This window comes from Sphingobacterium phlebotomi (genome assembly GCF_008180195.1).
In the GTDB taxonomy this organism is placed as follows: domain Bacteria; phylum Bacteroidota; class Bacteroidia; order Sphingobacteriales; family Sphingobacteriaceae; genus Sphingobacterium; species Sphingobacterium phlebotomi.
Genome location: NZ_VTAV01000007.1, coordinates 1 through 21,381, shown reverse-complemented (window position 1 = coordinate 21,381; position 21,381 = coordinate 1). Strand labels below are relative to the sequence as shown.

Genomic DNA, 21,381 nt, shown 5'->3' with positions numbered 1-21,381 from the left:
TAAAATGCATTTGCGGCGGTAAGAAATACTTATTACTCAATTAAATGATGCCCTATATTGCAAAGCTGTTTTATTGGTTTTCTTTTTAAATAACTTGCTGAATGATTGCGAATATTCAAAACCTAATTGGTATGCTATTTCGCTGACGCTAAAATTTGTGGTAGAAAGTAATTCTTTGGCCTTATCAATGACAAACCCATGGATATATGTTTGCGCATTTTGACCAGTGAGGTTTCGCAACATATCACTTAGATAATCGGGCGACATATTGAGTTCATTCGATATGTGTTGAACAGTCGGCAGTCCAGAGACAGCTGATTTATTATCTAGATAATCGGTCAATAATTCCTCTATTTCCGTTAGTAGATCATTGTTCTCGGAATTTCGTGTGAGAAACTGTCTGTTGTGAAAACGCTTCGCATAGTTAAGAAGCAGCTCTATATGTGAGACAATAAGATCCTGACTGTATTGATCGATGTTATTTCTTAACTCATTCTGCATTTGCTGAAGGAGGGATATAATTATTTCATCCTCTTTTTCCGAAAGATGTAAAGCCTCAGCCGTGGAATAAGAAAAAAAATTGTAGCTACCGATTACCTTACCCAATCTATAATGGCGAATCAGCTCTGGTTTAAAGACTAACATAAAACCGGATACAGGATCATCTGAGACGTTTGTAACTGAAAATATCTGTCCTGGTTTCGTGAAGCCCATTATACCTTCGTCAAAATCATAATTGCGTTGCCCGTATTTGAACTTCCTGGAAGAACCTTTTTTACAGGCAACGCAATAGAAATCATAATAAAAGCTTTTCCAAATTTCGCTATCTCCAAATTTGAGCAATTTAAAATCGATAACACTTATCAATGGATGATCCGGTTTTTTCAAACTAAACAAACGATGCAGTTCAGAAATAGAATTAATCTTATATGGAGTAGCTTTTTTCATCCTTCGTTTTATTTAAAATCAGTGGAAAAAGATAACTCTTTCCATTTTTCCAGTTCAATCGCTTCCTTTTTTCGCTGTTCAACGATGGATTGATAACTGTCCGTTCCCAAAGGCAAGTGTAATGGTGGTTCTGGAAGATTGCTGATTTCGTATAGAACCTCAGCTAATTTTGCAGGGTTACCCGGTTGCTTACCATCATAACTTCTGAAAAGTTCTACCTGTTGTTTCAGGTTATAGTCGTCGATTTTATTTTTTGCCACTGCCAGACTGCTATCGCTCATAAAACTTGTGCGGAATGTTCCGGGGACAAGAATGGTAACATGTATACCAAAAGGAGCCACCTCCTGTGCAAGTGCTTCGGATAATCCGATGACGGCAAACTTTGATGCACTATAGCTCCCATTAGCAGGATAACTCATATAGCCCATCATTGAGGAGGTATTCATGATATGCCCAGATTTATTTTTGCGAAGATGAGGCAATATGTGCCTTATAACGTTAGTCATCCCAAACACATTCACATCCATTGTTTGACGGAACTCAGCATCACTCAGCTCCTCCATATTGCCCAGCAGGTTATAACCTGCATTATTTAGAACCACATCGATTTGTCCAAATGTTTCAATACCCTTTTCGATAGCTAATTTCACTTCAGTTTCACTGGTAATATCCACTTTCAATGGAAGAAAAGTTTCTGACGCTTCGCCGATGTTTGCTATTTGCTCATCCAAATTTCTGGAAGTTGCAATTACTTTGCCACCATTTGCTAAAACAATCTTTGCCACCTCAAGCCCCATTCCTTTGGATGCTCCTGTAATAAACCATACTTTTTGTTTGCTCATAATATTTTCATTTTAATTATGATGCAAAGTTCAAATAAAAAGTATTTTAGAATGTGTCCAAATCCGGGTTTGGTGTGTTCAAATACAAGTGGTATCATTTTGTGCTTCGTTTAGAGGGTTCTCAATTCGTCTTCCCCAACCATCAGTAGAAAACTCCGATTGGTATCTGGAAATTTCAATTCTGATTTCTTTTCGTCCTCTTTCAAGGCTTGATGTAAATTCATATCCTGAAACATCTAGGTCTGCTATATCATACTTTTCAACCAACGGTTGCTTCAATACTACAAATTTAAAAAATTAAAGCCTGTCTTTATCGGTAAGTAAAGCAAAGTTTATTAATTACAATCTTAGGTTTCTCTGCTACTTTTTTTCGTCTCAACTCATGAAAGAAAGTAGTCTAATCCTTCGTCCTCGTATTCGCCGATATAGTCATTTTCAAAGTCGCTTATTAGGTCGTATATATCCCCCTCGGATAAACTATGATGCCCGTTGTCGCACTATATTAGGAACGGTTCTTTTTGGTTTTCGTCCATGTCTTCCAAAGCCTTCAAAACCTCAAATATGTTATCGCTTATCCAACATTCTCCGATTAAGCCTTTCGGAATGTTCTCAACCCGAAAGAGTTTTGCGAATCTTGAAAAAGAAAGGAACGGAGACCTTACCATTCCCGAAAACAAAATCATGCTTGCGTTCTATCTTGCTTCACCGGAAGTTGAGAACGACAGATATGCATTGAACGTTTTTCACGGAATGCGCAGGGCAAAAAAAGAGGGGCGGTATATGGGTACTGCTCCATTGGGATATGTCAACAAGATTAGTGAGGATAAAAAGAAATATATTGCTCCACATGACTTTGAAGCACCGCTTTTGAAATGGGCATTTGAGCAAATCGCTTCCAATAATTTCAATACAGAACAGATATGGAGGAAAGTACGGGAGAAAGTCGGTTCAGTAAAAATAATTTTTGGGTAGCTATCCGAAACTGTGCTCCCTGATCCTCGCCAGTTCTTCATAACCGATCTCCGTGGCATTCACATTGAGCACTTCTTCCGGTATCTCATAGCCCCCCGGCTTATCATAACCGATATATCGGAATTTGGATGCTTTCCATACCCTGAAAAGGATATCAGGCGTAATACGTTCTCCAAAGTATCCGAACACTCGTGAAAGCAAGCGGTCCGACGATTCCTTAGCTAAAGCCCGCACAAAGACCTTCTCAAGAAATTCGGCATAAGGTATAAAAAGCGACGACGCTAACCTCCGGTCGAGATCGGAAGTAACCATCTTAAATATGCTATCCTCGTCTTTTCCCTTCAGGAGTTGGTTGGCAGCCAATTCCATAAGGCTATGCTGCTGTCCTTTCCGTTGTTTCCCTTCGAGTTGCACCGTATCGTCTTTTCCCAATAGGGAAAGGACAGCTTTCCAGTCATCCGAATGGCTTAGGACGTGGCAATTGTGTGCATAGTAGCTGTCTCGCTTCGGATCGTGCTTTTTGTCGCAGGCGATCACCTGACCAGATTTTATGCTTTCATTTGGAGGCGGTTTGAATGCACGTATATGGACAAACAGCTCTTCTCCCAACGGTAATGCGAGAACACCGAATCCCTTGTTATTATCGAACCATTTGACAGCGCCGGTTAACATGGCTTGGTTTGGGCTTTGTTCCAATAGGGATAAAGGTAAGGAATATTGTTAAAGCCTGAAAATTAATTGTTTGCAGGAATAAGTATAACGACCCTCTTACAATTAAATTCCAAGGAGTAACATCATGCGATTTGCACTAAATGATAATAAACAGTGGAATGCGAGGTATTCTGGTGTACGGTAAGTTGACCACAAAAATTTATTGTGCTATCTTGCTATCTGAATAAGCATGTCATATTGTGGTTTACAACAAGGCATCCAATAAATTGTTAGTATCTCTACAGTATTCATCTGGGATTTATGTAGTTTTACACATAACGATATTCGTTAAGAAACAGATACTTACAAGCGTTTAGAAACGGCAACCTTAAATTAATACGTAAGTTAGGCACAACTTTATGGCAGACCGGTCTTCACATAACAAACTAACTTGATATGAAAGCATTGTTAATAATAGACATGCAAATCGGCAGTTTTAGGCCATATACTTTGCGCCATGACACATTGGGCGTAATTGACAGAATAAATACTTTGTCGAATTATTTCAGAACCAATAATGACAAAGTTATTTTCATACAACATGACGGAACCAAAGAGAATAGTTTCTTACCTGACACCGAAGACTGGGAAGTATTACCAGAGTTAACAAAACATTCAAACGATATAATTATTTCTAAAACAGCAAATGATGCGTTCTACAATACAGACCTGCAAGCTCTCCTTACAAAGTGCAGTGTAACAGAACTATTTGTCACAGGTTGCGCTACAGATTTTTGCGTTGACTCAACTATAAAATCAGCAGTTAGCAAAGATTATCATATAACGGTAATAGAAGATGGACACACGACCGCAGACCGGCCACATTTGAATGCGCCTACCGTAATACAATATTACAATTGGTTATGGGCTGACATGACGCCAACGAGCTCTAAAATTCAAGTTATTAAAACCGATGATCTCCTGAAAGCTAATGTTGACAAAGCATAAAAGCAAAGCTGTGCCTAACATCGGGTTGGCGTTATGGGCAATTTTAGAACTTGACAAAGGCCAATAACCCAACAACAGACATCTGAACACAACTATCAGACTTTTGAACACTTTTAAGTTTGCAGACAATCTCAACTTTGCATTGTGAACTTAAAAGAACAAAAAATGAAAGTAACATTACTAACAGGAGCTTCGGGCGGAATCGGAGAAGCTCTTGCAAACCGCTTAGCAGAAAGAAAGCACAACCTCGTATTGGTAGCAAGAAACGAATCGAAACTAAAGGTATTGGCTGAACAGCTAGCCAGGCAACATCAAGTTGCGGTGGAATATATTTCGGCAGATCTATCTAAAGCAGATGCCATACAAAAGATTTTTGACGAAACGCAAAAACGCCGATTAGAAATAGAAATGCTTATCAATAATGCCGGAATCGGCTCCGGTGGCGAGTTTGCAACATTACTTTTGCAATCGGAATTAGCTATGTTGCAACTTAACATTTCGTCTTTGGTGGCACTCACTCATTTATTCCTGCAACAAATGAAAGCACGCGGATTTTGTCATTTGGCAAATCGTCATACCAAACCATTTAATAATTTTGTACTATGGAAGAATTTATAAATTACCTGTTGCAGTTCGGTAATTTGAACAAACAGCAGATAGACTTGATTACAAGCAAGGCGACAGAAATAGAACTCAAAAAAGACGAATATTATTGGGAAGCGGGAAAAACAGTTAGACAGGTTGGGTTTCTTACGGACGGTGTTATTCGTGTTTTTTATTACAACAACAAAGGTGAAGAAATTACACGCTATTTTATTGAGGAAAACCATTTGATTTTATCGGGAAACACAGTTGATGAAGTTTTTACGCCTTCCGAATATCTGTCTGCCATTACCGATTGCAAATTGGTTGTTTTTTCAAAACAAAATTGGAAAGACCTTTCCGCAACGATTATTGGTTGGGATAGCATTATTCAAAAAATAATCACTAAACATCACGGCGAAAAAATTGCAAGAAGAAGCGAATTGGTTTCGCAGGACGGAACAGAACGCTACCTTGACTTTATCGAGAAGTTTCCAACATTGGTAAATCGTGTGCCTTTGTCATACATCGCTTCCTATTTGGGCATTACGCAATCATCTTTAAGCAGAATAAGAAAGAATATCCGCTAAAATCACTTTTTGCCAAATGGCAAATGGTTTCATTTTTTATTGAGCCAATTTTGTACTAACAAATTTTAAAATCAAAAAAGATGAACAAAAGAAAATTAGGAAACAGCGGATTGGAAGTATCTGTATTGGGTTTTGGGTGTATGGGATTAAGTTTTCCGAATGCACCTACAAAGGAAGACAGCATAAAGTTAATACGTTCGGCAGTTGAACACGGAGTCACTTTCTTTGACACGGCGCAAGGTTATGGAGAAAACGAACTCTTGGTAGGCGAAGCACTTGAACCATTGCGTAATGAAGTTGTGATTGCTACAAAATTCGGTTTCAAAGACGGGGATGGGAGATTGGGATTAGACAGTAGTCCCGAAAACATAAAAGCCGTTGCCGAAGCGTCTTTGAAAAGGTTGCGGACAGACGTAATTGATTTGTTTTATCAGCACAGGTTCGACCCGAATGTTCCTATTGAAGACGTTGCAGGTGCTGTAAAAGACCTGATAAAAGAGGGAAAAGTAAAACATTTTGGTTTGTGTGAAGTAAATGCAGAAACCATTCGCAAAGCAAACGCCGTTTTGCCTGTAACCGCTTTGCAAAGCGAATACTCAATGTTTTATCGTGAGCCCGAAGATAAAATTATTCCGACATTGGAAGAATTAGGTATTGGTTTTGTGCCTTTTAGTCCATTGGGCAAAGGATTTTTGACAGGAACAATAAACGCAGATGTGGAATTGGATAAAACCGATGCAAGAAATATGTCGCCACGTTTCAGCAAAGAAAATAGGGAAGCCAACCAAGCATTAGTTGATTTGGTTGTTTCCATTGCGAAAGAAAAAAACGCTACACCTGCACAAATTGCATTAGGTTGGTTATTGGCTCAAAAACTTTTCATCGTTCCAATTCCGGGAACATCAAAATTACACCGCTTACAAGAAAACATTGGTGCGACAAATGTTTCATTAACCAATGACGAGTTGAGCAAAATAAATGCAGCATTGGCGACAATTAAAATTGTAGGCGAACGCTACCCTGCACAGGTTCAACAAAAATTAGGCAAATAAATATACCGTATGCTTCTTTTCTATGCCATACTTATTGTCGCTTTGGACTTTTATGTTTTCTTCGCATTGCGTGGGTCGAGCATCCCCTTTGCGAAGAAAATATGGTTTGGATGGCTGTGGTGGGGGTATAGCATCATGCTCCTAATCGGGTTATTCACAGCGCTTCGCTCCGATTTTCCGTTTGCTTACCGTTCCGGTATTGTGATTACATTTATCATTACGACCATGTGTAAATTTAGCTATGGACTGGTCTTGGTTACTGACGACATTAGGCGTGGAGGCGTGTGGATTTCCCGTTTTCTCTTTCCAAAAAAAGAAAAAGAAACTCCCTCTCCCCAACTTATCGGAGACAAGCAGAGGCATGTAATCACACGTTCCGATTTTTGCTCAAGTCGGGATTGGTCGTGGCTTCGTTGCCGTTCTTTGGGCTATCGTGGGGTGTAATTTCGGGTGCATACGATTATAGGATTCGTCGGCAAAAGCTGTACCTGCCTAATCTTCCACAAACCTTTCATGGTATGACCATTGCACAGATTTCGGATGTGCATTCGGGTTCGTTTTACAATAAAAAAGCGGTATCAGGTGGGATAGAGTTATTGATGGGGGAAAAACCGGATATGATTTTTTTTACGGGCGACTTGGTCAATCACCTTGCTTCGGAGATGTGGGACTATCAAGATTTGTTTTCCAAGTTGAAAGCCGATTTAGGGGTATTCTCGGTACTCGGAAACCATGACTATGGCGATTACCATTTCGGTTACGGGGATTCTCCCGAAAAGCACCGAAACCTCAAAAACCTCGTTGGCACACATAAGGTCATGGGATGGGATTTGCTTCGCAACGAGAACCGCAAGGTCAAAGTGGATAACGAAACTATTTCCATCGTGGGAGTAGAAAACTGGGGTACGAGGAACTTTTCGAATAGAGGGAATATTCAAAAGGCATTGCTCGGAACCGAGGAAGAAGCAGTAAAACTACTCCTGTCACACGACCCATCGCATTGGCGTGAACAGGTATTAGATACGGATGTTGATGCAATGTTTGCCGGACATACACATGGAATGCAGTTTGGTGTGCGGAGCGAACACTTCCAATGGAGTCCTGTGCAATACATTTACAAAGAATGGGCAGGGCTTTATTCGGAGGGAAACAAGCAGCTATATGTTAATGCTGGTTTTGGATTTCTTGGATATCCCGGTCGTGTGGGTATACTTCCAGAAATCACCATCTTTGAATTGCAGAAAGGCAGTGTTTAGCTATTCTTTATTAAAAAAATAGCGTGTAGATGATGGGTAGCCCTGTCATCTCTCTAAAATTATAAACGAGGAATTCGATAATGCCTAAACACAACAGATTTAGGCATTTCTAATAAAATAGCAATTAAAATAATTGGATGGATAAATTTTACAATGAAACACTTTCTAAACTGGAAACCTCAATCACCGAAACTGGAATAGATGCTGATTGCTCTGTACAACGAATAGAGGCTGTTATACACGTAATTGTACAATGCTTGTCCGAAGTAAAGGAATATGTCTTGAAAAGAGGGTTTAAGAATGTGAATGAAGAAATCCGTTTTTTCAAATATCAGAAACCTGCTATTTTAGCAAAACTCATTTACTACAACGCCATTTATAAAATCGAGACAAAGAAGCCCTACAGAGCAAAGCCCATAAGGAAATACCTCAAAAAAGAACTGAAAAAGCTAAAGAGGTTCTTTGACAACAACCTCGATTTTTACAAGTACTACCGTAGCAATAACTCGTTCCTTGACGAGAAAATGTTTTTACGGGGCAACCACGATATTAAGCTATGGTTGGACACTTATTATTTCCAGTCTGACCAGTCCTTTTCCACCTCACATGATTACAAGGTCGCCAAGATAATAGCCAATGATTTGATACAGGTTTACATCGAAGACCAGTTGTATAACAAATTCCAAAAAGATAAATCGAAAACCCAAAAGAAGCTGAAATGGACAGGTAGCAAAGTAGCCTTGATAGAACTGATTTATGCCCTGCACTATCAAAATGTATTTGACAACGGGAACAACGATATAAGGGAAGTAGCCCAATACTTTGAAAGCACATTTGATTCTCCAAGTGTTACGCATCTCGAACGGTATTTTTCTTCAAAAATTCCGATTTGGGCCACTGTAAAATTCATTGCCCATTGTACCTCTGGCACTTCTCTTTCAATGCGTGTTTCAATTTTAGAAAGTAATTCTTTACTGTTTGGCGGTGGTGTTTGTCCAACCCAACGTAAACGAGCTTGATAATACCAAAAAACTCGCCTTTGTAGTGAAGATTGGCTGTTTTCCCAAGTTTCCATTAATGAAATAGTCTTTTTGTCTTTAGAAAGCTGGTTTGCCATTAGCCAATCCATTAATTGAAGTTTTTCATTTTCATTGTGTTGCTGAATGTCGTTATCTAAGTTGTCAATGAGTTTTTGCGAAAGCTGTTTTTTGTCCATAATCAAAATTGCCAACTGTCGGGGTAAAAACTGCCCCGTTGACCAAAGTTCCAAAGCCAGCTCGTGGTCTTTTTTAATCTTACCCGCAATCTTTCGTAGTTCTCCCAGTTTAGTTTCAGTATTGATTTGAGCCAAGGTGTTTTCTGCTTCTGAAGAGAGTTTCATATCTAGTTGGAATTTTTATTTATTCTTTGTTTAGATATTCCATTTTATAATCACCAATATGCTTTTCGCTTTTTATGATATTTTTCTTTTGAGAGAAAAAATTGAAAATTCCAACGAACAATAAAATTACCGAAATAATAATAAACACAATTTCAATAAGGTAGGCATGTGTAATGGTCGTTAAATTATTGACGCTTATTCCTGCTACCAAAAAATACATTGATGTCCGTATGAATGCCAACAATGTCGATTGATTGGCCAAAACCGTGCGTGTGAGTGCAAGTTTTTCTCGAAGTATTAAGTCTTTGTTCATAATCTCAAATAAACGTGATTCTGTTCCTAGTTATACCCTTCGTTTATATTTTCTTTAACACTTTCTCAAAAGTGTTGATGTTACGCGAAGTGAAGGAATTTTTTAAGTTCTTCCTTCCCAATATATTCCCAAATTCGGAATCGAGGGTGTTTCCTTTTGGAACTCTCCAGTAGAAATTACGACCGATAAGCTGTGCTTCTTCTCCTGATGCTTTTCCTGATTTTTCAAATTCCAACAGCAGTATTTTCTCTATACCATCTACACCAACAAAACTATAAACATGATATCTCGGATCTGTTTCAAAAGGATTTTCAGCAAAAATAGTCTCTATTTCCTTCTGGCTTTTCACGAATAGAAACGCTTCGTAGGAGAAATGTTCTGACATCGATTTTTCCAGTATTTCTTTTATTTCCTCTACTTTCTTTTCCGAGGAAAACAGGATATTCCCCGAAGCTAAGACCGAGGAAACATCTTTCATCCCCGCTCCTACGAACACAGAACAAACTTCTGCCATTTTCATATTCGTGCCTTTTACGTTCACACCTCGCAGAAACGCACAAAATTTGTTGTCGGAATTAAAAACACGCATTGCTAATACCTTCTTAATTTGTCTAATCGAGCTAAACGCAAGATAAATAAAGTTTTGTTTGCGGTTTATATTTTTCTAAAAAAATTTGCGTAGTCAAATGACTACGATTATATTTGTAGCCAAATAGCTTCATAATGAATTTAAGACGAGATGTATTCCAGGCGATTGCTGACCCGACGAGAAGAGCGATTCTTGTCTTGGTAGCAACACAATCTATGACGGCGGGTGCTATCGCGTCAAATTTTGATTCCGCTAGACCTACAGTTTCAAAACACATCCAAATTCTTACAGAATGTGAGCTTTTACAGCCCCAACAAAACGGTCGAGAAATCATCTATCATTTAAACGGTTCAAAGATGAAAGAAATAGCGGATTTTATTGAACCTTTCCGCAAAATGTGGGACGATCGTTTCAACAAATTAGAGGCACTAATGAAAAACTATAAAACTAAATAACATGGAGTTAAAAACACAAGTACAAGCCGAAGAGGGTAAACAGGAACTCTTCATCACCAGAGAATTCAATTTACCTTTAGCCTTGCTCTTTAAAGCGTATGAAGATCCGGACATTGTCGCACAGTGGATGGGTACTAACGTCATAAAATTGGAAAACACAAAACATGGCAGCTGGCAATTCGAAACTTCTTATGACGGGAATGTTGTATTCAGTGCCAGCGGTGTCATTTTGGAATTTATCCCCGATCAAAAAATCACCCGGACATTTAAAATGGAAAACACGGATTTCCCTGTGCAGTTAGAGTTTCTTGATTTTGAGGCGTTAAGCGATGATACGAGCAAACTGACTATGCAAATTATTTTCAAAACTGTTGCATTCCGAGATCAACTACTCCAGATGCCATTTGCACAAGGCTTAAGTATGGCACACGATCGTCTACAGGAAATCTTAAAACAACCATCATTATGAACAAACGGAATAAAATAATCTATTGGATTGCGACGATATGGCTAGCGCTAGGCATGACGTCCACCGCTATCGTGCAATTAGTCAACATGGAGGAAGAAGTCCAAAAGACCAGTTTGGAATTAGGTTATCCTGTGTATTTTCTCACCATTGTCGGTATTTGGAAATTACTTGGTGTAGTCACTGTCCTACTTCCAAAATTCCCCTTACTCAAAGAATGGGCTTATGCCGGATTTTTCTTCTTGATGTCAGGCGCGATCATCTCCCACCTTTGCATTGGAGATGACATGGCAGCGTTATTCGGACCAACATTATTATTGGTCTTGACAATTCTATCCTGGTCTTTCAGACCTGTTAGCAGGAAGTTATTCAATCCAAATTCGGGCGATTAATCGTCGTATCATTGCTGTTATCACGATTCAAATTATCTAAAGGAACACCCGAATTATTTTCGATTTGCTGATCAATGGTATCCGTGTCTCTACTTCTTTCCAGATTATTCAGCGGAACACCATTATCTTCGGTAGGCTGTGAGAGGGAGTCGGTCGTATCCGTAGATGATGATCCTGATCGTCCATTACAGGCCATTAACAATATACCTGTTAGTATTACGCCTGTTGCCAAACTGATTTTTTTCATCGTATCTGTTTTTATAACTGTGCTCATCCTGTATATCTTTTATTTAAAAGAACAACATTCCTAAGAAAAATGTTCGGCTGAACCTGTTAATTCTGCTTCTTTATAAAATCTCGGATCAGTTCTTGGGAACGTAACGTACTATCCGGTCTGAGATAGCGGGGACGCCAACGCTTGTATTCCTCTAAGAGATTTGTAGCACGTTTGTAAATCAAGGAATCCACCTCGTTGGTACGATGGCCTTTAGGTACGGCATAAACAAAATTCCCCTCTTCCGACTTAAATGTGGGCATCCGGAAGAAATCCCGTTCGACATGTTTACCATCAGTATCTGCGGTATGGAACGCCTTGACGAAAAAGTCTACCGCATAATCCGGATAACCGAACAGATGGCCGTAGCCGCGCAAACGGTCATATTTTTTTCCGTACTCGTTTGCCGTGACAACCATTACTGGGCTGGCTCCCGGTGTTATTCCAAACTGTCCAAAGAATGTCTGCTTCGCGTACAATAGACTGTCCAGCAAAGCCGTACGAACGACACTGACCTGTAGCGAACGGGTCTTGCCATAAGCCGCAGCGTAAGGTACAAACACCACATCCAACCCGTCTAGGTCTATGGAACTGACCACGCGCTGTATACGAGCAATCTCTGCAAGATACGCCTGTGCAGAATCTGTTTCCAGTATATTTTCTTCCAAAAGCTTTGTAGAATCGGTATTTGCAATGGGGAAAGAAAAAGAAACCAAACTGCTCATGGGTTTGATGTCTCCGAGAAGTGTAAAAAGCGCCTCATTATCCAGGCCAACCTGCAGAATGGAGTCAGCAAGTTTGTATTCGTCGGCAAGCTGAACACTGGATTTTTGGGAGCTGGGCCGTTGCATTTTGCAAGAGAGGAGCATCACGAAGCTCAACAATATAAGCGGAAAAGATTTGATCTTAGTCATTAGCAGTAGGTATGTTGTTAAAGTTATTGAATTGAATTTAATTATGACGCTAAAAGGTAGCTCCCAAACTGACGCTTAAGCCCTTACGGCGATCAAAAAACGCTTGATCTGCACGCTGATAGAAACCATTCGTTTTGATAAACAGACTACTTTCCCGTGCCGAGGAGAGTTCGAACGAATAAACAATTGGTACGCCAATGGTCAGGAAATCCGATGCGAAATAATTTGTTTCCCGCACCATTAGATCGGTCACCGGAAGGGAATTAGGGAGCGATCCACCATAATAATAATCCGCGTTTAGACTTTGTCTATAATCCATCGATACACCAACGGAAACAAGAGATCTCGCCGTCCTTCCCAGTGAAAAAGCTTTTTCAAAACTTGCCCCGTACAGCATTTCTTCGAATGCAAACGTAGAGGTTGGTATCAGGTATCGATCCTCTGCCTTTCCATACGCTAGTTTTCCCTTGGCGCGATAGCTGTATTGTTTGCCATCCATTTTAATCAGCTCATAGCTTGCACCAATACTGGATCGATCATAAGTAGATCGTACGCTACTATATCTATTGCTATAGCCGTCACTATCGAGACCCGGAACGAATTCGTTGATATATTCCGAGCCCTTAGCATTTGACCAATAGCCTTTCGCATCTATAATATGCTTCCAATGTTTTCGCGAACGGCGTAGCGCCAGTATTAAGGTCCAATCATCCTGCAAAAGTGTTCCCTCCGGCCGAGTATCCATAAAACCAATATGCACGTCCTCGGCACCAACTTCATAGTTTCCGGAGAGCAGAACAGACCAAGCCCCTTCAAATCCATATTGTAATCCGGCCCCTATCCTATCCGCTTCATAGTTTGTCTGACGACTCGTGGTCAGATTTTCATAACCCAGTCGAGCAACCGAATGTCCGAGACCATATAGCGAGAAATATCCTTGGTCAATTTCATTGTTTACACTCCTGTTCGTAGCTTCTTCCTTATGATTGCGATAAGATAGATTGGCTCCTATCCGGTGCTGTGGAGCAATCTGATAAACTACTCCCGGGCTGACATGAAGAGCATAGAACCTATTCAACGCACGAACATCACGTTGCTTAGCCCCACTGGAAGAACGGTAATCCATCGCCAACCCAAACTGCATCCTGTTATCTTTGACCGGGAAGGCCAACTCGAAACCAAGGCGGTAATGCTCGTTAACCCAGTTACTGGCATTGGTATCTGCGACAAGATAGGGCATTCCGCGAAACGGATCGATCATAGATGCATTGTATTCTGCATTGCGGCGATCGTGTCTGGCGTAACCGAAGTGCCCTTGTATGTATAGATCACCAAGGTAGATATTGCCAAGTGTACTTACATCAGCTTGCGAACTTCTTCGTGCTTCCTGTGGTCTCTTAAAGTCGCCGACCTCGCTACTGTACCCTGCCTGTAGCGCAGAGAGGTGGGCCGGCTGGTCGACTAATAGCCCAGCGGCATTGCCCGTATGACGCCAATTGCCGAATTGCCGATCCACTTCCCATTGGAATATATTATTTACAGTCTGCTGCTGCGCCAGCAACTGGTTGGCATAGCCTACAGAAAGTAATGTCAATAAGTATAAAGAGATATTTTTGTGCATTTTCATTTCGCTTAATTCTATTTCAATCAGAGATTAATTTGCAGGTGACCAATCCGGGATGCCTTGTCCGTGGTACCTAAACTGCGGAACAACCTTACGCTCAAAATCATCTGTACTGTTGTTGGTATCCATCAAAATAGGCGATCCGTCATTTCTATTTCCTACCTTTTTCCGCCGGACACCCAATGCGTTGTAGGTGGCATCGACATAGGTAATCCCCGCATCCAATACAGTGGGTATACGTTTTGCAGTACCCATCGCCTCATTTTGTACCGCTTCCACCGCATCAACGACATAGCTACGCGGTATTTTGGCGTACAAGGTGGGCGAGGTCGTGGACAGATCGCGGGTCTGTAAATCCCGATTTCCAACGGGGTCATATGTCTCTCCTTCTGGAACACGAAATATGACCAACGCGCTTCCAAATACAGAGGTCAGGTATTGTGGAGATGAACCCATAGCGGCATTTCCATTAAAAAATATATGTTGCATATCGCTTGCCGGCTGATCGGGAAAATTAGGATTATTCATATTAAACTCAAATTCACATTTTGAGCAGTCAATGGGCGAATTTGGGCTGTACTGTGGCAAGCGATGGTTTGCAGCAAACTGTGCAATGATAAAGGATTCTCCCGGTTGGAGTGAATACTGTGTCCCGTTGCCCGGAACACGCCACACACGATCGGTGTATAGGTATCGGTTACCGTCTTCTTCCGGCCAAATGGGCATACTGGTTGTAGCCGCTATCGGCATGATCCGAGCAAAGTACAACCCATCGGCATAAGTTGTTTCATCCGAATTGTTGGTAATTTCGTAAAACTGGTCTCGAAAGTAAAAAGGATCCGTCCCCGAGTAAAAGATCTCGCTGAAGGCGAAAGGACCCACGGTGGCACCGTCGACTTCGATCTGCAAAATCTCGTTATCCCGAAGAATCATTACATTGTTTACACTTCCGTTCAGGAAAAAATTCCCTTGTTCACTCTCTACCGTTCCACTGATGGTAATGCTGTACACGCCAGGCACAATGTTGTCGATATAGTTGACTCCAGCCTGCATGGTACGCTCTATACGGATACCCTCCGGATAATTTTGCAAAACCAATCGCAGGCCTTCCGTCGATGTAACCTCTTCAATAACCGGAATAGCTTCTATGTTTAATGAGGCATACTGCATATCTTCTATTTCGCGTGCATCATTTATTTTCTGGCAGCCCTGAAAGATGGCGCAGAACGCCAAAAGACTAACGAACAAACTGCCGACGATATATTTTTCTAATTTCATATATACTCTTATTAAATTTTCTAAAATTTAGCACCGACCCTAAATCCAAAAAAGAAAGGAAGGCCGGGACTATTCCGTGTAGGGTTGGACATATTTCGTGTATAGTATACCGTACCGATCCGGTCGGACTGTGCGACGGGGTAAGACCGGAACATGTTGTTGGCAAAAAACGATATTTTCAAAAAGTCTTTGATCTCTTTGCTTATATTTATATTGAAATTGAACATAGCAGGAAAGCTTTCTACAATCTCGTAGGGGCGTGATACCGGACGGAGAATCTCCTGAAATTCTTTTTCCGTCACATCCTCTCTGTTTTTGAAATCAAAATCGTGTACCTGACCATCTTGTTTGCTGATGTACTTAACAGGAATCGAATCGTTCCCATAAACCGTCCAATCCGATTCGTTCCAGATAGCGTCGGTCGTGAGCGTCACGACAAATCCAATACTCGGAATATTATGGGTAACTTTTAGCGTGGTCACCGTGGATTTTTCATAGGCGGTCGTCATTCCCGGCTCGTATAGACCGATATGGGTCCGTTCGGTCGCCCCAGCACTGCTTTGCTCATCGTAGAAAAAATAATCTGAAGAATATGATTTCTGTCGGATGTGGGCACCATACAGTTGAAATGCGGTCCTTATCGCATCTATCCTGCCCAAATTCAAGTCAAACTCCAGCCCCCATTTGTCGAGTTGGTTATTACTATGTGGTTGATTGAAGGACGCCAACACAGGATTGGACGAAGCAATCCTTAACGTGGGGTCATCTGCTTGAACACGCTCATATTGAATGTATTTTACCGGTCGAAATGTATTGATTGTAGGCCCAATGCCGTACGCATTTCGCAGCTTTTCCTGAAATAACGTGACGTGCAGTTGTGATTTCCCCAGCCGCAGATCCACACCAGCTTCCATTTTGGTATTCGTCGCTATTTTTAGATCGTTATTCTTGGTATCGAATACGCTCGTTGTCGTCATGAATAAAGCGTCTTCACGTCCGCTGGCCATTTCATTGATGTTTATATAGTCAAAATAGGCTGGTTCAGGGTGCGCATATAACAAACTCGGTGCTTTGGCCAGCGAGCCATATCCTAATCGAAGTACAGCTGTATTGGGAACAATGTCGACAGAAAAGTTAATACGGGGCGAGAGACGGTCACCGACACCGGAAAAGTGGTCGTAGCGAAGACCTGCGATCAAGTTAACGTTGTGCTTTCCGATTCGGTATACCACGTTGTCTTCGACGAAGGCGCCAAGTTGGTATATGGCAGGAATATTATCAAACGCCCAATTACGGAAAGAGGAATTGACATAGCCCAGGTTTCGGTATGGAGGTAGACTATCCGCAAAGATTCTTCCTGCGCCAGAGTTCCGGTCTGCCTTAAAATCCCCTCCTGCTAACCAAGTATGATGAGAACCGCCAATCCGATGAAAAAATGTGGTGTTTGCCGAGAAAAAAGCATTGAATTCTTTACCCTCGATCCGGTGCATACCTAAATAAGTGCTAGGTAGATAAAGTGCGTATCGATTTTCGTCGCCCGACAGGATACGCGTAATTTCCCTTCCCTCTTCGTCAAAAAGCCTGCCTCCCGCCGTGTTTGATAATACAGCTCCGTCCTGTATTGACATGCCATAGGCTGCGTTGGCAGCGGTGTAACGCTGCTGGTTGTACCCATCCTTGTCTGTCACACCGATCCTACCCGAATAGGAAAACTCCCGCCACCAGGAGGATGATTGCGGTCGATATGTACCTGAACTATTTAACACCCAGCCCAACTCTTTTGCTGACGACCTAAGCTGACGCGTTTCGTCATTTGGGTTTTGCCTTCTTGTTTCGCCCCCCTGGAAAACCACCAAGCCATAGTGGGTACGTAGCTTATTCTTTATCCAACTTGAACTGTAAAGCGCATTTAGGGATGTACGTTCGTAGAAAAGATAAGACTGTACCGGATCATGCGTGTTGCGTACATAATCCGCCCCGATACTCAGGGCGTCCTGCTTGTCGTTGAGTGAAAATCCCTTGGACAGGTTGATGCCGTATAGATTGGGATTTGTGCTACCTTCTACCGTTAGCGGATGTACGCCGGCCTTTTGATTGACGATTACCGCCCCCGACGTCATATCGCCATACTTCACGCTCGGTATGCCTCGGATAACCTCTACCGATTCAATATTGTACAATGGAATATTACGCGTATCGAAACCACCCGCGGGCGGCGTACCTCCAGCCATCGATGCTGCACCGTGCACCGGCGTAAGGGTCTGCAAGTTTGCATTATTGGATACGGGCGCACCGTTCAGCACAATGGAGGTACCAAATGCGTTCGTATTGGAGGTAGCATTAGCTACGTTTCTAATATTGATCTGTTTGGGTTCATTCAGATTGGGATTAACAACTAAGCCACCCGGTACGAGTGACATGACATCTGATAGACTGTTGGCCTGCAAATGATCGATGGCATTACGGCCGATATGGGTGCTGGACGAACCGTTAATGTATGCACTTTGCCCAGTAACATTTACTTCGCGAAGCCTGTACGAATTTGGACGCATCATGAAACGAAGTTCCTGATCTCGTACCAGCGTTATGGTCGTGTCCAGATCGGCCATGCCTACATGGCTAACCACAATCCTAACAACTCCCGTTGGAATATCGTCTAGCTGAAATTCTCCCTGTTCATTGGCATGTGTCTGTAAACTGTACGGAAACACTTTCACGGATGCCGCGCCAAGTGGACGTAGGTTATCCTGTTGGATTTCATAAACGGTTCCCCTTAGTTTTATTTCTGCTTGTTGGGCATTCGCTGATATGGCAGCTACGCAAAGCGTCCAGAGTAGGAAAGTATACCTGATAAAGCATTTTTGGTCTGACATGTTTGATAGATATGGTATTTGATTGCTGCAAATGTAATAAATAAAAAACTACAAATGCAACAATGTTTCTTTAAATACCTATCTTATCAAGACAATTTACTCAGAATACATACGACAAGCCTACAGTTCCTCCACCATGTAACGTATTTCGCGAAGCATCTGCACCCCAGAACTTCCAGGATACGCCGTTCGCCCCATCCACTTTGTGTATAGCTTCCGCATAGGTCAGCGATGGTGCTGCGTATAGCTGTAACGATTTAGTTAAATGTACTGCCGGAATAATCCGTAAAGAACTTCGGTTTGCCTCACTATATTTCCAGTTTTTGTCAAACTGGATCCGATGGACAAGCTCTGCAGATAAAGAAAACGATTTCTTTTTCACGAGAAAACCTCCTAAGCCGGTTTCAAAACCATATTGCAAATCTTTATTGTCGACATAAATTCCTGCCCCTAAAACAGCATATAACACCTTACCTCCGCTCCTGAAATTTAGCGAAGCAAACTGGCTTTCGTCAAATCCCAATGAAAACTGCCTTGTACCATTTTTAATCCAATTGAATACGCCGATCGGATAGTCACTGCTATCCGCTATATTGACAACCCCAAGTTGTACACCATGTACTTTTTTTGCCATGTTGATCCCGCCCGCGATTTGGTTCCCCACCTCGTTTGTTGATTTATTCAACACACCGGCAATCTGCAAGCTTCGCTTGGCATCCGTCGCCAGGTTTGCCCCACCGGCTATTTGCGCACCAGCAATTAACGTATCTATTGTGTTCCATACACCAGCTATCTGTACCCCTTTGGCCGTATTTAGACCAACATTTGCTGCCCCTGCCATCTGCACGCCACGCACATCCCCTCCTACTACGTTTGTTACCCCGGCTGCTTGCAATCCGCGCATATCAAACTGGTTCACGTTAAAAACACCTGCCCACTCCGTGCCGTCTACCCCTGCTGTATAACCACCGATGATATTCAACGAAAACTTATTCACCACCTGTGAATTGAAAAGACCATGCGTACTCAATCCCGGGGTCATCGAAATCTGAAAGGGGCTATACACAAAGAAACCACCAACATTCATGCTTTGGATACGCTGTCTTGAACTCGTAAAAAACCGTCCGAATCCCGAGTTAGCAATCGTTTTGGTCGAGTCTAATGTTTGGTGGTAGCCGACCTTTCTGTTTGGATCCGGATTCGTTACATTTACAGGAAGCAACAAAACAAGCATGGTATCCCGATAGTTTTCCTTACTCAGCGCAACCGTCACCGTATTCCCTAAGTTCTTTAAATCCAATTCAAAATAACCGTTTTTACGCGTTAAGGAAGCTGCCTGGAATGTCGTCCGATCGTATACCGTCACAAAATCTATGGGTTTATTTGTTTGCACATCCATCACATATCCCGTTATCTTCGCCCGGTTATTTTTCAGGGTATCGATATCGATCGTATGTACATTCAATCGCTGTGGTGCATAGGTAATGATAATATGTGAATTGGTTTCCTTGAACGTGTATTTCTCACCAAGCAATACCTCCAAATAATCAACCATCAGTCCTCGAAAAGGAGTCGTATTAATCGGCTTATCTAAATCAACCAAATTACTATTGAACGAGAAGAGCACCGATTCCTGTTTCTTTAATTCATCAAAGATCACCCTCAGCTTCGCGTCTTCAAATTTCGGCATCTCAATGTGTCTAGAAAGATGATTTTGCCCCTGTACAGATAGGAAAAACATACATAAAACGGGTACAATCAATACTTTGAGTTTAGATCTACGAATGATGTATAGTATTATTTTTAGCGTTTTTATAAAATTATTTAGCCTGCACATTATGATCAATTTATATGATATATATTATCCTTTTTTACCATCTTCAAATCAAAGGTTTTGAAAATAGCCTCCAATATCTCCTGTAAGCTTTGCTGCTCAAAGGTGGCGGTATAAGGTAGTTTTCGCGTCTGGGGATCATCGATTACGAACTTTTGTCCATAAGCCTTCCCTAAGACTTCAAAAACACGTTTCAAGTCGGTATTCTCAAAAATAAATTCCTGACGCACATAATAACGGTACAGTTGATCTGGAACCGTATCTACGCGCATTTCTTTGGTAGAGGTATCCGACAATAGCACCATTTGGTTTGGCTTTAAGACGATCTCCTGTTCGTCATGTGTTACTTTTACCGAACCACTTGCCACAATGACCTCCGTAAACACACCCTCCCGGCGGACGTGAAAGCTTGTGCCCAAGACCGTAATTTTGCTTCTGCCCGTTTGGATCACAAAGGGGTGTTCCGGATCTTTTTTGACATCAAAAAAACCTTCACCTTTACGAAGCTGCACATGCCTATATTTACCCAACCATCCTTTTTCATAACTCATTTCTGCATGTGTATTGAGATGTACCGTACTTCCATCGGGCAAGACCGCATGTTGTACTTGCATTTCTGTTTTCAGCGTCTGTTGATCTCCTAATGAGGCCTGCATCACCCAAAAGCCCAATGCGCAGAACACCAGCATCGCAGCAGCCACAGCCCACCTATTCCAGCGGATATGCTTTGTGCGGCCATCACGCATCCGCACAAAGTTTGACCATGCGTTGTCGATATCCACATCAGGAACCTGCTCAGCCCCCTCACCTATGTCCCATATTTTTTTCATCTTTTCGAACTCAACTCTGTTGTTCCTGTCTTCGGTTATCCAGCGTTCAACCTCTGAACGCTCCCGCTGATCGGCCTCGCCGACTATATATTTTACAATCAATTCACGTTTCATAAACTTGTCATTATGATGAAGACCAATATGCTTAAATATTCCGCCAAATGGATACGTAAGTGCCTTTGTAAATCGTCAGCAAAAAGTGGACACGATATTTTAAAAACTTAAGGAGTGTTTTCATCAAAAACGTTAGATTTAAT

At 41.7% G+C, this 21,381-nt stretch carries 22 protein-coding genes and 2 pseudogenes; 11 read left to right on the top strand and 13 right to left on the bottom strand.

What is annotated here, in order from left to right; all coding sequences use genetic code 11:
• Positions 1–36: 36 nt before the first annotated feature.
• A complete protein-coding gene (locus FXV77_RS11525) occupies positions 37–948 on the bottom strand; it encodes a helix-turn-helix domain-containing protein (protein WP_148919384.1) in 912 nt (303 codons plus the stop codon).
• An 8-nt stretch (positions 949–956) separates the two neighbouring features.
• The gene (locus tag FXV77_RS11520; protein WP_148919383.1) at positions 957–1,790 is read right to left on the bottom strand and encodes an SDR family NAD(P)-dependent oxidoreductase; all 834 of its coding nucleotides are present in this window, start codon (positions 1,788–1,790) and stop codon (positions 957–959) included.
• A gap of 654 nt (positions 1,791–2,444) precedes the next feature.
• Here FXV77_RS11520 and FXV77_RS11510 point away from each other — a divergent pair.
• Positions 2,445–2,773: pseudogene (locus FXV77_RS11510) on the top strand (recombinase family protein); the annotation flags it as partial.
• Here FXV77_RS11510 and FXV77_RS11505 read toward each other — a convergent pair.
• Entirely contained in the window at positions 2,763–3,434 is a 672-nt protein-coding gene (locus FXV77_RS11505) for a cold-shock protein (RefSeq protein ID WP_246162452.1), read from the bottom strand. The pseudogene FXV77_RS11510 and the gene FXV77_RS11505 overlap by 11 nt on opposite strands.
• 435 nt (positions 3,435–3,869) lie before the next feature.
• Between FXV77_RS11505 and FXV77_RS11500 the strand changes: the two genes are divergently transcribed.
• The 7 genes and pseudogenes from FXV77_RS11500 to FXV77_RS11475 form a co-directional block, all read left to right on the top strand.
• A complete protein-coding gene (locus tag FXV77_RS11500) occupies positions 3,870–4,421 on the top strand; it encodes a cysteine hydrolase family protein (RefSeq protein WP_148919381.1) in 552 nt (183 codons plus the stop codon).
• Positions 4,422–4,586: 165 nt separating this feature from the next.
• On the top strand, positions 4,587–5,039 hold the full coding sequence (locus tag FXV77_RS11495; protein WP_148919380.1) for an SDR family NAD(P)-dependent oxidoreductase: 453 nt from the start codon (positions 4,587–4,589) through the stop codon (positions 5,037–5,039).
• The gene (locus FXV77_RS11490; protein ID WP_079718344.1) at positions 5,024–5,593 is read left to right on the top strand and encodes a Crp/Fnr family transcriptional regulator; all 570 of its coding nucleotides are present in this window, start codon (positions 5,024–5,026) and stop codon (positions 5,591–5,593) included. Before FXV77_RS11495 ends, FXV77_RS11490 begins: the two co-directional genes overlap by 16 nt.
• A gap of 80 nt (positions 5,594–5,673) precedes the next feature.
• The gene (locus FXV77_RS11485; protein ID WP_148919379.1) at positions 5,674–6,645 is read left to right on the top strand and encodes an aldo/keto reductase; all 972 of its coding nucleotides are present in this window, start codon (positions 5,674–5,676) and stop codon (positions 6,643–6,645) included.
• A gap of 9 nt (positions 6,646–6,654) precedes the next feature.
• Positions 6,655–7,089, top strand: a complete 435-nt coding sequence (locus FXV77_RS22440; protein WP_246162439.1) for a hypothetical protein — start codon at positions 6,655–6,657, stop codon at positions 7,087–7,089.
• Complete coding sequence (locus tag FXV77_RS11480) at positions 7,029–7,901, top strand: metallophosphoesterase (RefSeq protein ID WP_246162437.1); 873 nt, start codon at positions 7,029–7,031, stop codon at positions 7,899–7,901. Before FXV77_RS22440 ends, FXV77_RS11480 begins: the two co-directional genes overlap by 61 nt.
• Positions 7,902–8,038: 137 nt before the next feature.
• Positions 8,039–8,689: pseudogene (locus tag FXV77_RS11475) on the top strand (RteC domain-containing protein); the annotation flags it as partial.
• Here the strand turns inward: FXV77_RS11475 and FXV77_RS22435 are convergent.
• From FXV77_RS22435 to FXV77_RS11460, 3 genes are read right to left on the bottom strand one after another with little or no spacing between them, the layout of a single operon-like run.
• Positions 8,671–9,282 (bottom strand): DNA alkylation repair protein, encoded by a 612-nt coding sequence (locus tag FXV77_RS22435; protein ID WP_148919377.1) that lies wholly within the window; start codon positions 9,280–9,282, stop codon positions 8,671–8,673. The pseudogene FXV77_RS11475 and the gene FXV77_RS22435 sit on opposite strands and share 19 nt — an antisense overlap.
• Before the next feature lie 19 nt (positions 9,283–9,301).
• Positions 9,302–9,595: a DUF202 domain-containing protein gene (locus tag FXV77_RS11465; RefSeq protein WP_148919376.1), complete on the bottom strand. Its 294-nt coding sequence runs from the start codon at positions 9,593–9,595 to the stop codon at positions 9,302–9,304.
• Positions 9,596–9,638: 43 nt separating this feature from the next.
• Complete coding sequence (locus FXV77_RS11460) at positions 9,639–10,184, bottom strand: DUF1697 domain-containing protein (RefSeq protein WP_148919375.1); 546 nt, start codon at positions 10,182–10,184, stop codon at positions 9,639–9,641.
• Between the two features lie 134 nt (positions 10,185–10,318).
• Here FXV77_RS11460 and FXV77_RS11455 point away from each other — a divergent pair, with 134 nt between their 5' ends.
• The 3 genes from FXV77_RS11455 to FXV77_RS11445 are packed head-to-tail and all read left to right on the top strand — an operon-like array spanning position 10,319 to position 11,497.
• On the top strand, positions 10,319–10,639 hold the full coding sequence (locus tag FXV77_RS11455) for a metalloregulator ArsR/SmtB family transcription factor (protein ID WP_148919374.1): 321 nt from the start codon (positions 10,319–10,321) through the stop codon (positions 10,637–10,639).
• A gap of 1 nt (position 10,640) precedes the next feature.
• Positions 10,641–11,108: an SRPBCC family protein gene (locus tag FXV77_RS11450; RefSeq protein ID WP_148919373.1), complete on the top strand. Its 468-nt coding sequence runs from the start codon at positions 10,641–10,643 to the stop codon at positions 11,106–11,108.
• Positions 11,105–11,497, top strand: a complete 393-nt coding sequence (locus tag FXV77_RS11445) for a DoxX family protein (RefSeq protein WP_148919372.1) — start codon at positions 11,105–11,107, stop codon at positions 11,495–11,497. Before FXV77_RS11450 ends, FXV77_RS11445 begins: the two co-directional genes overlap by 4 nt.
• On the opposite strand, the gene FXV77_RS11440 is transcribed toward FXV77_RS11445, so the two are convergent.
• From FXV77_RS11440 to FXV77_RS11410, 7 genes are all read right to left on the bottom strand, one after another.
• Complete coding sequence (locus FXV77_RS11440) at positions 11,475–11,744, bottom strand: hypothetical protein (RefSeq protein WP_148919371.1); 270 nt, start codon at positions 11,742–11,744, stop codon at positions 11,475–11,477. The two genes, FXV77_RS11445 and FXV77_RS11440, sit on opposite strands and share 23 nt — an antisense overlap.
• Positions 11,745–11,830: 86 nt before the next feature.
• Entirely contained in the window at positions 11,831–12,685 is an 855-nt protein-coding gene (locus FXV77_RS11435) for a hypothetical protein (RefSeq protein ID WP_148919370.1), read from the bottom strand.
• A 49-nt stretch (positions 12,686–12,734) separates the two neighbouring features.
• Positions 12,735–14,312 (bottom strand): DUF6850 family outer membrane beta-barrel protein, encoded by a 1,578-nt coding sequence (locus tag FXV77_RS11430; RefSeq protein ID WP_148919369.1) that lies wholly within the window; start codon positions 14,310–14,312, stop codon positions 12,735–12,737.
• Between the two features lie 27 nt (positions 14,313–14,339).
• On the bottom strand, positions 14,340–15,587 hold the full coding sequence (locus FXV77_RS11425) for a DUF4876 domain-containing protein (RefSeq protein WP_148919368.1): 1,248 nt from the start codon (positions 15,585–15,587) through the stop codon (positions 14,340–14,342).
• Positions 15,588–15,607: 20 nt separating this feature from the next.
• A complete protein-coding gene (locus FXV77_RS11420; RefSeq protein ID WP_148919367.1) occupies positions 15,608–18,460 on the bottom strand; it encodes a TonB-dependent receptor in 2,853 nt (950 codons plus the stop codon).
• 100 nt (positions 18,461–18,560) lie between these two features.
• Entirely contained in the window at positions 18,561–20,150 is a 1,590-nt protein-coding gene (locus FXV77_RS11415; RefSeq protein ID WP_148919366.1) for a carboxypeptidase-like regulatory domain-containing protein, read from the bottom strand.
• A gap of 152 nt (positions 20,151–20,302) precedes the next feature.
• Positions 20,303–21,238, bottom strand: a complete 936-nt coding sequence (locus tag FXV77_RS11410; protein ID WP_148919365.1) for a FecR family protein — start codon at positions 21,236–21,238, stop codon at positions 20,303–20,305.
• Positions 21,239–21,381 lie beyond the last annotated feature (143 nt).